Source organism: Achromobacter sp. 1012554356, from assembly GCF_059760815.1.
In genome coordinates, this window is record NZ_JCBANC010000061.1 from 24,951 (window position 1) to 39,169 (window position 14,219).

Consider the following 14,219-nt stretch of genomic DNA (forward strand, 5'->3'; position numbering starts at 1 on the left):
GGATAAGACAGGATCACGCGCCGGACTTGCCGGTGATCTCGTCGGTCGCACGCGCCAGGATGGCCGCGATGCGTCGTTGTTCGGCGGGCGAGGCGTCGGTGCGGTCCAGGAGCGCGCGCTTGAGCGCCTGGCGCGCCTCCACGAACTCGGGCAGCCAGCCGGTGCGGGCGTCTTCGCCCTCGGGTCCGGTGTTCCGGGGCTGACCGCTCCAGGCCTGGCGCATGTAGTCCATCTTGCGCGCCACATGCTTGAGCTTGTTGAACATCAGCGTCAGGCGGTCGCGATTGGCGTCCAGATGAGCCTTGCCCGGGTCCGCCAGGTGATAGCGCTTCTTGGCGCCCTCGGGTTCAACGGTGGCGTAGCCCAGCTCTTCCAGATAGGTCAGTGCGGGGTAGACCATGCCGGGGCTGGGCGTATAGAAGCCATTGCTGAGCGCGCCCAGCGCCTTGATGAGTTCGTAGCCGTGGCTGGGATTCTGTTCCAGCAAGCCGAGCAGCATCAGTTGCAGGTCGTCGCTGGATACTTTGCGGCTGCGGGTGAAACCCCGGCCGTCGCCGCCGAACCCGTCCGCATCCCCGCGTCCATCGGATGAACCGGAAAACCAATCGCCGCCCGCGCTGGCATAGCGCGGGTGATGGTGACCGTGATGGGGATGATGGGGGTGATGGGGGTGATGGGGATGATGATGGCGATGGGCCGCGGTCATCGAATGGAATTGGCGCATTAGTAGATCTTAAGATATGTTTTACGATAGGTCGTACGATATACCTCACACGCCGGACTCGTCAACTCCGCCATCCCCCCTCGCTGCCCCGAAGACCCACGACGCGGCTATTCCGTGGAGCCGCGCGGCGCGTCCGCGTTGGCCTGCACCCATCGCGCAAAGTCCGAGGCACGGGGCTCGTCCGGCGCGGGCGCATAAACCACGAGCCGCAGGTGGCGGCTTTCGTCAACGCTCAAGGTGGCGTGCTCGAACGCGATCTCACCCAGCGACTCCACGTGCAGCGTGCGCAGGCCCATACACGTGCCGTGCACATCGTGCTCGCGCCACCACGACTGGAATTCGGGCGACACGTGCTCCAATTCGTCGACCAGCTCGGCGATGTCGGATACGCCGGCGGCGCTGGCGAAATCGCGCCGGAACGAGGACAGCATGCCCGGCGCCTGCGCCGTCCAGTCCACAAAGCGTTCGCGCATTGCAGGATCCACAAACAGCATCCAGAGCAGGTTGCGCCGGCCCGGCGCCTGTCCGGAAAAATTGAACACCTTGTCCGCCGCGGCGTTCCACACCACTACGTCCCAACGCAGATTCAGGATGTAGGCGGGGCGCGCGGGCAGGTCATCCATCAGGCGGCGGACCTGCGCGGGAACGGTGCACCACGTGCGGCCGGTCTCGGCCGGTGGGCGCTGGTGCGCAAGCAGATACAGATGGCGGCGCTCGGCGTCGTCCAGCCGCAGCACGCGGGCCAGGTTCTCCAGAAAGGCGGCCGACACGCTGATGTTGCGGCCCTGTTCAAACCACGTGTACCAGGCCAGTCCAACGCCGGCCAGCGCTGCCACTTCCTCGCGGCGCAGCCCGGGCGTGCGTCGGCGGCGCCCGGGCGGCAGCCCAAGGTCGGCGGGGCTGAGCCGTTCGCGGCGCAGCCGCAGGAAGTCGGACAGATCGGCGCGTGTGCGCTCCAGACGGCTGGCGATGGCGGGTTCAGTCATGACGCTGTTGCAGGAAGTAATAGCATAAACAGCTAAATTGTATAAGGCTAAAGGTCTGCCCAGAATAGCGCCGATCCTGACTTTTCGGACGCTTTCATGTCGACCACTACCCTTCCCGCCACACCTTCGGCCGCCCCTGCCGACCCCACTTCCCCACGACTCGGCAAGCTCGGCCTGGCGGTGCTGCTATCCGGCGGCTTCATCACCATCTTCGACCTCTTCGTCGTAAACGTGGCCATCCCCAGCATGCAGGCCACGCTGTCAGCCAGCTTCGCGCAGATCAACTTCATCATCGTCGCCTACGAACTGGCGTACGGCGTGCTGCTCATTGCGGGCAGCCGATTGGGCGACCGCCATGGCAGGCGCCGCTTGTTCATGCTGGGCATGGCGGGCTTCGCGCTGGCGTCGGCGCTGTGCGGCGTGGCGCCCACGCCGCACACGCTGATCGCCGCGCGCATCCTGCAGGGCGCGACGGCGGCCCTGCTGTTTCCACAGGTTTACACGCTGATCCGCGTCGGCTTCGAGGGGCATGCGCGGCAGCGGGCGTTCGGGCTGCTGGGCATGACGCTGGGCCTGGCGGCCATCGCCGGGCAGGTGCTGGGCGGATGGATCGTCCATGCGGATCTGTTCGGATTGGCGTGGCGCGCCATCTTTCTGATCAATCTGCCGCTGGGGCTGCTGGCATGCTGGCTCGCCCGGCACATGCCGGAGTCCGTCGAGCCCTCGGGCGCGGCAATGGACTGGCCCGGCGCCGCGCTTGTGGGGCTGGGGTTGGCGTTGCTGCTGCTGGCCCTGATCGAAGGCCCCGCACAGCAGTGGCCCGCCTGGACGCTGGCCTGCGCCGCAGCCTCGGTGATTGCGCTGGCGGCTTTCGTGCGGCTGCAGCGCCGGATTGCCGCGCGCGGCGGCGTGCCGCTGGTGGAGATGGCCTTGCTGGCGCAGCCGCGCTTTGCGGCGGGGTGCCTCGTCGTGATGCTGGTGTTCTCAACGGCCAGCGCCATGTTTCTTTGCTACGCCTTGCTGGTGCAGACGGGCTTCGGACGGGATGCGCTGACGGCAGGCTTGATCTTCGCGCCTGCCAGCGTCGGATTCGTGGCCGGGTCGATGGTGGCGCCAAGGTTGGTCGCCCGGTATGGCACGCGCGCGATCGCGCTGGCCGCGCTGCTGTACGGCGGGGCGACGGCGGCACTGATGATGCAGACCGGCATCGCCGGCGCCAGCCTGTCACCGTGGACATTGCTGCCTGCGCTGGTGTGGCTGGGCGCGGCGCAAGGCGCGGTCAACACGCCGCTGGTCAACCTGGCAATGGGGCTGGTCGAAGACCGCCAGGCCGGCATGGCGGCGGGCGTGGTGTCGACCTTGCAGCAGGTGGGCGCGGCGCTGGGCGTGTCGGCGGCCGGCATGCTGTATGGCGGCGCGTTGGAGACTTACGCGGATGCCAGCGCAGCAGAGCGCCATGCGCAGGCGTTCGCGTCGGCCATGCAGTTCAATGTTGCGGCCATCCTGGTGGCGGCCACCTTGTTATGGCGGCTGGGCCGTCATCGCTGACGGCCCGTCGTCCCGTTGCGCGGGGCCATTACCCCGCGGACAACTCACGCGCGCGTTGCTGCGCCTTGTGCACGGCCTCGGTGATGGCCTGGGCCACGCCAGCCTGCTGCATGTGCGACAGCGCGGCGTAAGTCGTGCCGCCCTTGGACGTGACACGCTCCTGCAATTCGGTCAGCGGAATGTCTTCGCTCGCGGCGAGTTCCGCCGCACCGCGGAAGGCGGCCACGGCCAGCCGGCGCGCGTCGGCGGGCGCGAAGCCCAGTTCGACGGCGCCCTTTTCCAGCGCCGCCATGAAATGGAACACGTAGCCCGGGCCGCTGCCCGTCACGGCGGTGACGGCGTCGATCATGGCTTCGGTATCGGTCCAGATGCGTTCGCCGACGGCCGCGAACAGCGCGTCGACCTGATCGCGCTGCGCCTGTTCGCAAGCCGGCGTGGCAAAGAGGCCAGTCATGCCCAAGCCCACCTTGGCCGGCGTGTTGGGCATGGCGCGCACGATGCGCGCGTGGCCGCCCAGCCATTCCGACAACGCGGCCAGCTCGACGCCCGCCGCGATGCTGACCACGGTGGCTTCTGCCGGCAGATGCTGCCGGACCTGGCCGCAGGCTTCGCGCAGCACTTGCGGCTTTGTGGCCAGCACGCACAGGGCGGCATCGCCGATATCGGCGCTGACGCTTTCCTGGCAGGGAAGCCCGCGTGCGACCAGCGCCTCGCGCGTCGGCGCATAGGGTTCGATCACCAGAAAATCGGTCAGCGCCCGGCCCTGGCCGAGCAGTCCGTCGATGATGGCGGAGGCCATATTGCCGCCGCCGATGAAGACAATTTTTTCACGCATGTTGCTTCAGTTCCGAAGTAGGGATTGCGGACCGGACCGGCATGGGTGAGATGCCGGCGCGCGGATCATTGATGCGACAGTCTACGGGCATTGCGGAGGGTCACGACCCCGCCAGCGGCACGCCCGCCTGCGACGACGACCGCGTGCCGGGCAGCGGATAGCAGGATTCGGGGTGATACGTATGGACCACCGACAGCTTCACGCGGTCGCTGCTGTTGCCCTGCGCGGCGTGCAAGGTGCGGCAATGAAAGAACACCACGTCGCCGGCTTGCAGTTCCGGACAGACGGCGCGCGCGATCCACTCGGCGTTCTGCGGCACGTCCTCGCGGAAGAATTTCTTGTCGTCGAACTGGTCCGGCGTGTACGCCGCCGCGTGCGAGCCCGGAATGAACGACAGGCCGCCATTGGCACGCGTCTCCGGCCCCAGGGCCAGCCAACAGGACACCAGGTCCGTGTCCGAGAACGACCAATAGCGGATGTCCTGATGCCAACCCGTCAGGCTGCCGTACGCCGGATGCTTGGTCATCACGCAGTTGTGGTGCACGGTGGACAGCACCGGCGTTTCGTTGAAATAACGCGTCAACCACTGGCCGGTGCGCGGATCGGTGGCCCATTGGGCGAACAGCGGATCGCGCGCGTAGGCGTTGAGCAGGCGACGCACGGTCAGTCCGCCTTCTGCCGCGCGGGATTGCGGCGCGCCGGGATAGCGCAGGTCAGCTTCGTATTCGATGGGTGCGACGTGATCGCGCAAATGGCGTTCGGCCAGCGCGCGCAGCGCGGCAACCTGTTCCTGGCTGGCGAACTGGCGCGCCACCACGAAGCCCTGCTCGCGCAGGACGGCTATCTGATCATCAGGCAATAACCCGGACATCTCGATCCTCACAGCCCGCGGCGTAGGCGGCGCGTCTGCGGGCGGGCAGGCGCGCACCGGGCAAGGCGCCGGTCACGCGGGATGGCTAGATTACCAAATGGCAAGGCCGCCGGGCGGCTCCCGCGTCCTCAACCCGCGGGCGTCTTCTCGGGGCGGACGGGCGGCGGCGTGAGCCGGGCGGCGTCGCGCTCCTGGACCTCGTGGTGGACCCATTCGCGCCAGACGGCCACCAGCAGCGCCATCAGCACCGGGCCGACGAACAATCCCACGATGCCCATGGTCTTCACGCCGCCCACCAGCCCGAAGAAGGTCGGCAGGAAAGGCAGCTTGACCGGGCCGCCCACCAGGCGCGGGCGCAACGTCTTGTCGACGATGAAGAGTTCGACGCTGCCCCAGACCATCAGCGCGATGCCGGCGACCACATGGCCGGAGCCGACGAGATACAGGGACACCAGCGTGAACGACAACGGCGCACCGCCCGGGATCAAGGCCATGAAGCCGGTAACCACGCCCAGCAGCACGGGCGACGGCACCCCCGCCACCCAATACGCGATGCCCAGCACCACGCCTTCGCCCAGCGCGATCAGGCCCATGCCGGTGACGGTGGAATTAATGGTGGCCGGGACAACGCGCGAAAATCGCTGCCAGCGCGCGGGCAGGATGCGTTCGCCCAGGACGTCGAGCTGCGCAACCATGCGGATGCCGTCCTTGTAGACGAAGAACAGCGTGATCAGCATGAAAAGTACGGTCAGCAGCAACTGGAACACGTTGCCGGTGGCGGCCAGCGCCATGCGGTAGATGTTGCCCAGGTGTTCGCCGCTGACGGCTTCGACCAGCGCGCCCAGCGCGTGGGGCTGGCCGATATAGGATTGCCAGTACTGTCCCAGGCGATCGCCCACCACCGGCAGAGAGGATATCCACGCGGGCACGTCGACGCCGTGACGGTTGGCCGCGATGGCCCAGGCGACAAAAGCGCTGGCTTCCTTGATGGCGTAGGACAGCGCCAGCGACAACGGGACGATCAGCACCACGACGACGACCAGCAGCGCCAGCGATGCGGCAACTGCCGTGCGGCCGCCGCAACGGACGACGAGGCGTTGGTACAGGGGCCAGCTGGCCAGGCCGATGATCAGCGCCGCCAGGGCCGGAACCAGGAATCCGCTAAGAAAGTAAACCCCCGCCAACAGCACAAGCAGCAACAGCCAACGGGCGATCAGGTAAGCGGGTAGAACAGGCTGCATAGCGGATCGACTGTAAGGGCGTTGTAGGCTTTGACTGTCGGACTATACAGACGTTTCATGCGATTCGAGGGACGCAAGGGCTGTATTTACTACGGGGTTTCCCGTGCTTAACGCAGATGGCGGACCCGAGGGTCCGCCATGTCGTCATGCAACCAGCGCGTATTTACAGCAGGTATTCGGCGGCTTCTTCGCGCGCGCTGCGGCGGCGCGGCGCCATGTCTGCCAGCGCGGGGATCGCCGGCACGGGGGGCTGCGCCGGGGCGGTCTGTCCCTGGTTGCGCTGATAGACGGCGCAGGACGCGGCGGCCGGATCGGTCTCGTCGCGCCCGCTGAGCAGCGGGCATCCGGCAAACAATTCGGCCACCCAGTCGGTGAAGGCCCGCACCTTGGGCGACAACTGCCGGCTCTGTGGATACAGCACCGAAATCGCCGTGGAGCTGGGCTTCCACTGGGGCAGGATCTCGATCAGCTCGCCCGATTGCAGGTACGGCAGCGCCATGTAGCGCGCGGTCTGGATGAGGCCAAAGCCCTTCAGCCCGCAATCCAGATAGGCGCCCGCTTCGTTCACGGCCACCGTGCCCTTCATGTCGACTTCCTGGTGCTTGCCGTCCACTTTGAAGTCCCACGCGCAATTGCGGCCGGTGCGGCTGGAGAAATAATGCACCGCGTGATGGTCGCGGAGCGATTCGATCGTCTGCGGCATGCCGTGGCGCGCCACGTAGGTGGGCGACGCGCAGGTCACCGTCTGCAGGGTGCCGATGCGGCGCGCGACCAAGCTGGAATCCTCGAGGTCGCCGGCACGGATGACGCAGTCCACGGCCTCCTGGACCATGTCGACCGGACGGTCGCCCAGGCCCAGCACCAGCTCGACGTCAGGGTATTTGTCGTGAAAATCACACAATGAGGGAATCAGGATCAGCCGGCCGATGCAGGTCGGCACGTCGATGCGCAGGCGGCCCTTGAGCCGCAGGGCCGCTTCCTGGAAGCAGGCCTCGGTCTCTTCCACGTCGGCCAGGATGCGCACGCAATGCTGGTAATAGCCCGCGCCGTCGGGCGTCAAGCCGATCCGGCGCGTGGTGCGATTCAACAGGCGAACGCCCAGGAGGCGTTCCAGATTCTGAATGATGGTGGTGACGGTGGTGCGCGGAAGCGATAGGCTGTCGGCCGCCCGGGTGAAGCTATTGGCGTCCACGACGCGCACAAACACCTGCATAGCCTGAAAGCGGTCCATGGCAAGGGTGTCCTTAGGCAAATAAGTCGGGGTGGACGGAGCATAACCCGATTTCGCCGCCGATTAGTCATTTCTCACGAACAGTGTTGCCGGGATAGATAGGTTTATCCGCCAGGACAAAACACTCAGAATGCAAACCATCTTGAAGTGCCCTTGCCGCCCGGCGCAAGAAAAGGGCATGTCAATCCTCAGATTCCGCACCCGCAGCGACCGCCCTGATCAGGCGCCCGCCGCCTCTGGATAAGCGACCCCGGTCGATGCTGCGCCGCAGCATATCCATATAGCCCCGGATTCTTAGGAATGGCATCCCCGCCCCGCCGACTCCTCGTCTCCTCATCCCGGGCAAGCGCGCTTCCGCCTCTAGAAAACCACTCAAGGAAACACCATGGTTTCGCGTAAACGTATTGCTGTGCTCGTCGTATTTGCAGCCGTGCTGGCGGCGGGCGGCGGCTACGCCCTCACCCGCGGCCCCGCGGGCGGCAATGTCGCGATGGCGCAGGGCGCCCCCGCCGCGCCGCCCGTCGAGGTTGCGGAAGTCGTCAACAAGACCATCGTCGACTGGCAGCGCTACTCCGGCCGCCTCGAAGCGATCGACCGCGTCGATATCCGCCCACTGGTGTCCGGCACGCTGACCGCCGTGCATTTCCGGGACGGCAGCATCGTCAAGAAGGGCGACGTGCTCTTCACCATCGACCCGCGCCCCTACGCGGCCGAGGTGGACCGCGCCGCCGCGGCACTGACCGCCGCCAAGGCGCGCGCCGCCTACACGGCCTCGGAACTGGCCCGCGGCCAGCGCCTGCTGACCGACAACGCAATCGCCCGCCGCGACTTCGAGGAAAAGCAGAACGCCGCACGCGAAGCCGCCGCCAACTTGCAGGGCGCTCAGGCCGCGCTGGACTACGCCAAGCTCAACCTGGGCTACACGCGCATCGAAGCCCCCGTCGACGGCCGCGTGTCGCGCGCCGAGGTCACCGTGGGCAACGTGGTCGCCGCCGGCGCCGCATCAGTGCCGCTGACCACGCTGGTGTCAGTGTCCAAGATGTACGCATCGTTCGACGTGGACGAACAAACGTTCCTGCGCTACGTGAACCCCACCCGCAACGGCCGCAATGGCGCGGTACCGGTGGAACTGGGCCTGGCCAATGAAGACGGTTACTCGCGCACCGGCGCCGTGCAATCGGTGGACAACCGCCTGGACGCCACCTCCGGCACCATCCGCGTGCGTGCCGAGTTCGACAACGCCGACGGCACCCTGCTGCCGGGCCTTTACGCCCGCATCCGTCTGGGCGGCAGCGAGCCCCGCGAGGCCGTGCTGATCGACGAACGCGCCATCGGCACCGACCAGGACAAGCGCTTCGTGCTGGTGCTGGACGACAAGAACCACGCCGTCTATCGCCAGGTGAAGCTGGGCGCCAATCAGGAAGGTCTGCGCGTGGTCGATACCGGCCTGGCTGCCGGCGAGCGCATCGTCGTCAACGGCCTGCAGCGCATCCGACCCGGCGACGCCGTGACCCCGACCGTTGTCCCCATGGTTGCCGCCAAGCGCAACCCGGTCCAGACCGCCTCGGCGCAGAACTGAGCCGACGCGTCGAACGAGAACGTTTATGAATATCTCGAAATTCTTCATCGACCGGCCGATCTTCGCCGGCGTGCTGTCGATCCTGGTGCTGCTGGCGGGCCTGTTGGCCATGTTCCAGCTGCCCATCTCCGAATACCCCGAAGTCGTGCCGCCGTCCGTGGTGGTGCGCGCGCAGTATCCGGGCGCCAACCCCAAGGTCATCGCCGAAACCGTCGCCTCGCCGCTGGAAGAATCCATCAACGGCGTCGAGAACATGCTGTACATGCAGTCGCAAGCCAACAGCGACGGCAACCTGACGCTGACGGTGAACTTCAAGCTGGGCGTGGATCCTGACAAGGCGCAGCAGCTCGTGCAGAACCGCGTGTCGCAGGCGCTGCCGCGCCTGCCGCCGGACGTGCAGCGCCTGGGCGTGACCACGGTCAAGAGCTCGCCCACGCTGACGCTCGTCGTGCACCTGATCTCCCCCAACGACCGCTACGACATCACCTACCTGCGCAACTATGCGATCCTGAACGTCAAGGACCGCCTGTCGCGCATCACAGGTGTTGGCGAAGTGACGGTGTGGGGATCGGGCAACTACTCCATGCGCGTGTGGCTCGATCCGCAAAAGGTCGCGCAGCGCGGCATGACCGCCTCCGAAGTCGTCAACGCGATCCGCGAACAGAACGTGCAGGTCGCCGCCGGCGTGATCGGCGCCTCGCCCACGCAGGGCGACGTGCCGCTGCAATTGAACGTGAACGCGCGCGGCCGCCTGCAAACCGAGGAAGAATTCCGCGACATCATCCTGAAGACCTCGCCGGACGGCGCCGTGACGCACCTGTCCGACGTCGCCCGCGTGGAACTGGACGCCCAGGAATACGGCCTGCGTTCGCTCTTGAACAACAAGCAGGCGGTCGGCATGGGCATCATGCAGTCGCCGGGCGCCAACGCGCTGGACGTGTCCAGCCAGGTGCGCGCCGCCATGACCGAGCTGGCGCAGGACTTCCCGCCGGGCGTCGAATACCGCATCGAATACGACCCCACACAGTTCGTGCGCTCCAGTATCGAAGCCGTCGTGCACACCCTGCTCGAAGCCATCGCGCTGGTCGTGCTGGTCGTGATTCTGTTCCTGCAGACCTGGCGCGCTTCCATCATCCCGCTGCTCGCGGTGCCCGTGTCCATCGTCGGCACGTTCGCACTGCTGCTGATGTTCGGCTACTCCATCAACGCGCTGTCGCTGTTCGGCATGGTGCTGGCCATCGGGATCGTGGTGGACGACGCCATCGTGGTCGTCGAAAACGTCGAGCGCAACATCGCGGCGGGCTTGAGTCCACGCGATGCGACCTATCGCGCCATGCGCGAAGTCAGCGGCCCCATCATCGCCATCGCGCTGACGCTGTGCGCCGTGTTCGTGCCGCTTGCCTTCATGACGGGCCTGACCGGCCAGTTCTACAAGCAGTTCGCCATGACCATCGCCATCTCGACGGTGATCTCGGCCTTCAACTCGCTGACCCTGTCGCCCGCCCTCTCGGCCCTGCTGCTCAAGAGCCACCACGACAAGCCCGACTGGCTGACCCGCGGCATGAACCGCGTCTTCGGCCGTTTCTTCAACTGGTTCAACAACATGTTCGGCCGCGCGTCCGAGTCCTACGGCACGGGCGTGGCCAGCGTCATCCGCCGCAAGGCCGGCGCGATGGGCGTCTATGCCGTGCTGGTCGCCGCCACCATCGGCGTGTCGTACCTCGTGCCCGGCGGCTTTGTGCCCGCGCAGGACAAGCAGTACCTGATCGGCTTCACGCAACTGCCCAACGGCGCCTCACTGGACCGCACCGAAGACGTGATCCGCCGCATGAGCGACATCGCCCTGAAGGAACCTGGCGTGCAATCCGCCATCGCCTTCCCCGGCCTGTCCATCAACGGCTTCACCAACAGCTCCAGCGCCGGCATCGTGTTCGTCACGCTCAAGCCCTTTGGCGAACGCAACAACGCCGAGCTGTCCGGCAACGCCATTGCCGCCTCGCTGAACCAGAAGTTCGCGGCCATCCAGGACTCGTTCATTGCCGTGTTCCCGCCCCCGCCCGTCATGGGCCTGGGCACGCTCGGTGGATTCAAGCTCCAGCTCGAAGACCGCTCGGCCCTCGGCTATGCAGAACTGGACAAGGCCAAGCAGGCCTTCCTGGAAAAGGCGCGCCAGACGCCGGAACTGGGCCCCGCGTTCTCCAGCTACGAGATCAACGTCCCGCAGCTCGACGTCGACCTGGACCGCGTCAAGGCCAAGCAGCTTGGCGTGCCGGTGACCGAAGTCTTCGACACCATGCAGATCTATCTGGGCTCCATGTATGTCAACGACTTCAACCGCTTCGGCCGCGTGTTCCAGGTGCGTGCTCAGGCTGACGCGCCCTTCCGCGCGCACGCCGACGACATCCTGCAACTGAAGACCCGCAACGCCGCCGGCGACATGGTGCCGCTGTCCTCGCTGGTCACCGTCAAGCAGACGTTCGGCCCCGAAATGGTCGTGCGCTACAACGGCTACACCGCCGCCGACATCAACGGCGGCCCGGCCCCCGGCTACTCGTCCGACCAGGCGCAAGCCGCTGCCGAGCGCGTTGCCGCCGAAACCCTGCCGCGTGGCGTCAAGTTCGAATGGACCGACCTCACGTACCAGCAGATCCTCGCGGGCAACGCCGGCCTGTGGGTGTTCCCCATCAGCGTCCTGCTCGTCTTCCTGGTGCTGGCCGCGCTGTACGAAAGCCTGACCCTGCCGCTCGCCGTGATCCTCATCGTGCCGATGAGCATCCTGGCCGCGCTGACCGGCGTCTACCTTACCGGCAACGACAACAACATCTTCACGCAGATTGGCCTCATGGTGCTGGTGGGACTGTCCGCGAAGAACGCGATCCTGATCGTTGAATTTGCCAGAGAGCTCGAAATGAACGGCCGCACGCCGCTCGAAGCCGCCATCGAAGCCAGCCGCCTGCGCCTGCGTCCCATCCTGATGACGTCCATCGCGTTCATCATGGGCGTGGTGCCGCTGGTGCTGTCCTCCGGCGCCGGTTCCGAGATGCGCCACGCCATGGGTGTCGCCGTGTTCTTCGGCATGCTCGGCGTGACCCTGTTCGGCCTGTTCCTCACGCCGGTGTTCTACGTCCTGCTGCGCTCGCTCGGCGGCAAGAAGCTGCACTCGGCCGCGCCGCATGAAGCGCCCGTCTGCGTGCCTCACATCGACCCGAACGCGCCGCCCGCTCCGCAACACCACGCATAAGCCGACAGAAAAAAGAGTAGCCAGCGCGTCCCGTCCGTGATCGAACGGGACGCGCGCCAAAGAGAAACGTCATCATGATCAAAAGACTGACCCGAGGATCCGCCCTGCTCGCCATGCTGCTCGTGCTGGCCGGCTGCGCGGTGGGTCCCACGTACCAGCGTCCCACGGCCGACACGCCCGCCGCCTTCAAGGAAGCCGCACTGCCCGCCTCCGAAGCCGGCACCTGGAAGCCCGCCGAACCCTCCGAAGACGCCCTGCGCGGCGCCTGGTGGAAGGTCTTCAACGACGAAGGTCTGAACCAGCTTGAAGAAGAAGCCCAGCGCGCCAACCAGGACCTGCAGGCCGCCGCCGCCCGCTTGAACCAGGCCCGCGCCCTGCAACGCGAAGCGCGATCCGGCTTCTTCCCCAGCCTGGACGCCGGTTTCGGCCCCAACCGCCAACGCCCCTCGGCCGTGTCCCAAGGCCTGCCCGACGGCACGTCCACCTCGGCCGTCACGACTTGGCGCGCGCAAGGCGCCGTCTCATACGAAGCCGACCTCTTCGGCCGCGTCGCCTCCACCGTCGACGCCGCCACCGCCGACGCCCAGCAAAGCGAAGCGCTCTACCGCTCCGTCCTGCTCGCCCTGCAAGCCGACGTCGCCACCACCTACTTCCTGGTGCGCGAGCAGGACGCCGAATCGCGCCTCTACCACCAGACCGTCAAGCTGCGCACCGACACGCTGCAGCTCATCCAGCGCCGCTACGACGCTGGCGACATCAGCGAACTCGACCTGGCGCGCGCCAAGGCCGAACTCGCCTCCGCGCAATCCGAGGCCCTCGGCATCGACCGCCGCCGCGCCACCGCCGAACACGCACTGGCCGTGCTGCTCGGCCGCGCTCCGTCGGAATTCACCATGCCGCCGCAGCCCATCGAAAAGATCGCGCTGACCATCCCCGCCGGCCTGCCGTCCACGCTGCTCGAACGCCGCCCCGACATCGCCGCCGCCGAACGCGCCATGGCCGCCGCCAACGCCCGCGTCGGCGCCGCCAAGTCCGCGTTCTTCCCGCGCCTGGACATCACCGGCGCGTTCGGCTACGAGTCCTCGGAACTGGGCAACCTCTTCCAATGGTCCAGCCGCACGTTCCTCCTCGGCCCCCTGGTCGGCGCCGCCCTGTCCATGCCGATCTTCGACGGCGGCCGCCGCCAAGCCGGCCTGGACCGCGCCCGCTCCGTCTACGAGGAAGACGTCGCCGTCTACCGGCAGACCGTCCTGAACGCGTTCCGCGAGGTGGAAGACAACCTGGCCAACCTGCGCATTCTTGCCGACCAGACCAAGGCCCAAAACGAGGCGGTGGAAGCGGCTACGCGCGCCGCGAAGCTCTCGCACACGCAGTATCGCGAAGGCTCCATCAGCTATCTGGACGTGATCGAAGCCGACCGCAGCGTTCTCTTGCAGCAACGCGTGTCCGTGCAGCTGACTGCCGAACAAGCCCGGTCGACGGTGGGATTGATCCGCGCCATCGGCGGCGGCTGGGATAACCCGGTCCCGCCGGAGCAGGTCGCGACGAAGTAAAGGCGGAGCAGGCTGGTGTCTGACACCGGAGGGGTTCTTAACCCGGTGTCAGACACCCCGCATAGGTCGGCTCCACTCGTTACGGGTGCGCCTCAGGGGTGTCAGACACCTGGCGCCGCGCCAACCAACACAGCACCGCCAAAACCCACCCCAGCGCCAGCGCGCAGCGTCCTCACCACGACGCAAGACATCGCGTAAGCCCCACCAGGCCGCCCGCGCGGCCGACGTGGGGCGGGCCCCGCAAGACGCTTCAAACCACAACGAGCGTCCACAAAAAACTCAAGAAACCCACCCGCCCCAGCGTCATGCCGAAGTCACTCCACCGCAGCCCGGCGTGGCGGTGGCCTGGGTGCGCGGGGCGTGTAGATGCGCCCGAGGTAATCCGAAGGCAGACGCCGCAGGCGGCAACG

Annotated in this window: 10 protein-coding genes; 4 read left to right on the forward strand and 6 right to left on the reverse strand. The window is 66.8% G+C overall.

All coding sequences use genetic code 11. The features are described from left to right. Positions 1–13: 13 nt before the first annotated feature. Positions 14–706 carry a PadR family transcriptional regulator gene (locus AC6LJW_RS24400; protein ID WP_369818957.1) on the reverse strand — a complete coding sequence of 231 codons (693 nt, stop codon included), beginning with the start codon at positions 704–706 and terminating at the stop codon, positions 14–16. A gap of 125 nt (positions 707–831) precedes the next feature. Further along, positions 832–1,710, reverse strand: coding sequence for a helix-turn-helix transcriptional regulator (locus tag AC6LJW_RS24405; protein WP_498088469.1), 879 nt, complete (start codon positions 1,708–1,710; stop codon positions 832–834). 96 nt (positions 1,711–1,806) lie between these two features. Between AC6LJW_RS24405 and AC6LJW_RS24410 the strand changes: the two genes are divergently transcribed. Further along, entirely contained in the window at positions 1,807–3,258 is a 1,452-nt protein-coding gene (locus tag AC6LJW_RS24410; protein WP_498088470.1) for an MFS transporter, read from the forward strand. A gap of 28 nt (positions 3,259–3,286) precedes the next feature. On the opposite strand, the gene proC is transcribed toward AC6LJW_RS24410, so the two are convergent. The 4 genes from proC to AC6LJW_RS24430 all read right to left on the reverse strand — a co-directional run bounded on the left by proC (position 3,287) and on the right by AC6LJW_RS24430 (position 7,436). Continuing rightward, positions 3,287–4,093 (reverse strand): pyrroline-5-carboxylate reductase, encoded by an 807-nt coding sequence (gene proC / locus AC6LJW_RS24415; protein WP_056559626.1) that lies wholly within the window; start codon positions 4,091–4,093, stop codon positions 3,287–3,289. A gap of 100 nt (positions 4,094–4,193) precedes the next feature. Continuing rightward, positions 4,194–4,964 carry a phytanoyl-CoA dioxygenase family protein gene (locus AC6LJW_RS24420; RefSeq protein ID WP_056559629.1) on the reverse strand — a complete coding sequence of 257 codons (771 nt, stop codon included), beginning with the start codon at positions 4,962–4,964 and terminating at the stop codon, positions 4,194–4,196. 128 nt (positions 4,965–5,092) lie between these two features. Continuing rightward, on the reverse strand, positions 5,093–6,205 hold the full coding sequence (locus tag AC6LJW_RS24425; RefSeq protein ID WP_056559631.1) for an AI-2E family transporter: 1,113 nt from the start codon (positions 6,203–6,205) through the stop codon (positions 5,093–5,095). A 163-nt stretch (positions 6,206–6,368) separates the two neighbouring features. After that, the gene (locus tag AC6LJW_RS24430; RefSeq protein ID WP_498088471.1) at positions 6,369–7,436 is read right to left on the reverse strand and encodes a LysR family transcriptional regulator; all 1,068 of its coding nucleotides are present in this window, start codon (positions 7,434–7,436) and stop codon (positions 6,369–6,371) included. A 385-nt stretch (positions 7,437–7,821) separates the two neighbouring features. Here AC6LJW_RS24430 and AC6LJW_RS24435 point away from each other — a divergent pair, with 385 nt between their 5' ends. The 3 genes from AC6LJW_RS24435 (at position 7,822) to AC6LJW_RS24445 (ending at position 13,809) form a co-directional block, all read left to right on the forward strand. Further along, a complete protein-coding gene (locus AC6LJW_RS24435; protein ID WP_498088472.1) occupies positions 7,822–9,015 on the forward strand; it encodes an efflux RND transporter periplasmic adaptor subunit in 1,194 nt (397 codons plus the stop codon). 25 nt (positions 9,016–9,040) lie between these two features. Next, entirely contained in the window at positions 9,041–12,256 is a 3,216-nt protein-coding gene (locus AC6LJW_RS24440; protein ID WP_498088473.1) for an efflux RND transporter permease subunit, read from the forward strand. Between the two features lie 74 nt (positions 12,257–12,330). Further along, complete coding sequence (locus AC6LJW_RS24445; RefSeq protein ID WP_056559646.1) at positions 12,331–13,809, forward strand: efflux transporter outer membrane subunit; 1,479 nt, start codon at positions 12,331–12,333, stop codon at positions 13,807–13,809. The last annotated feature ends 410 nt before the right edge of the window (positions 13,810–14,219 follow it).

What these genes read in the sequence shown, in the direction of transcription:
- AC6LJW_RS24400 (WP_369818957.1), bottom strand. Translation starts at nt 706, where the DNA reads ATGACCGCGGCCCATCGCCATCATCATCCCCATCACCCCCATCACCCC.
- AC6LJW_RS24405 (WP_498088469.1), bottom strand. Translation starts at nt 1,710, where the DNA reads ATGACTGAACCCGCCATCGCCAGCCGTCTGGAGCGCACACGCGCCGAT.
- AC6LJW_RS24410 (WP_498088470.1), top strand. Translation starts at nt 1,807, where the DNA reads ATGTCGACCACTACCCTTCCCGCCACACCTTCGGCCGCCCCTGCCGAC.
- proC (WP_056559626.1), bottom strand. Translation starts at nt 4,093, where the DNA reads ATGCGTGAAAAAATTGTCTTCATCGGCGGCGGCAATATGGCCTCCGCC.
- AC6LJW_RS24420 (WP_056559629.1), bottom strand. Translation starts at nt 4,964, where the DNA reads ATGTCCGGGTTATTGCCTGATGATCAGATAGCCGTCCTGCGCGAGCAG.
- AC6LJW_RS24425 (WP_056559631.1), bottom strand. Translation starts at nt 6,205, where the DNA reads ATGCAGCCTGTTCTACCCGCTTACCTGATCGCCCGTTGGCTGTTGCTG.
- AC6LJW_RS24430 (WP_498088471.1), bottom strand. Translation starts at nt 7,436, where the DNA reads ATGGACCGCTTTCAGGCTATGCAGGTGTTTGTGCGCGTCGTGGACGCC.
- AC6LJW_RS24435 (WP_498088472.1), top strand. Translation starts at nt 7,822, where the DNA reads ATGGTTTCGCGTAAACGTATTGCTGTGCTCGTCGTATTTGCAGCCGTG.
- AC6LJW_RS24440 (WP_498088473.1), top strand. Translation starts at nt 9,041, where the DNA reads ATGAATATCTCGAAATTCTTCATCGACCGGCCGATCTTCGCCGGCGTG.
- AC6LJW_RS24445 (WP_056559646.1), top strand. Translation starts at nt 12,331, where the DNA reads ATGATCAAAAGACTGACCCGAGGATCCGCCCTGCTCGCCATGCTGCTC.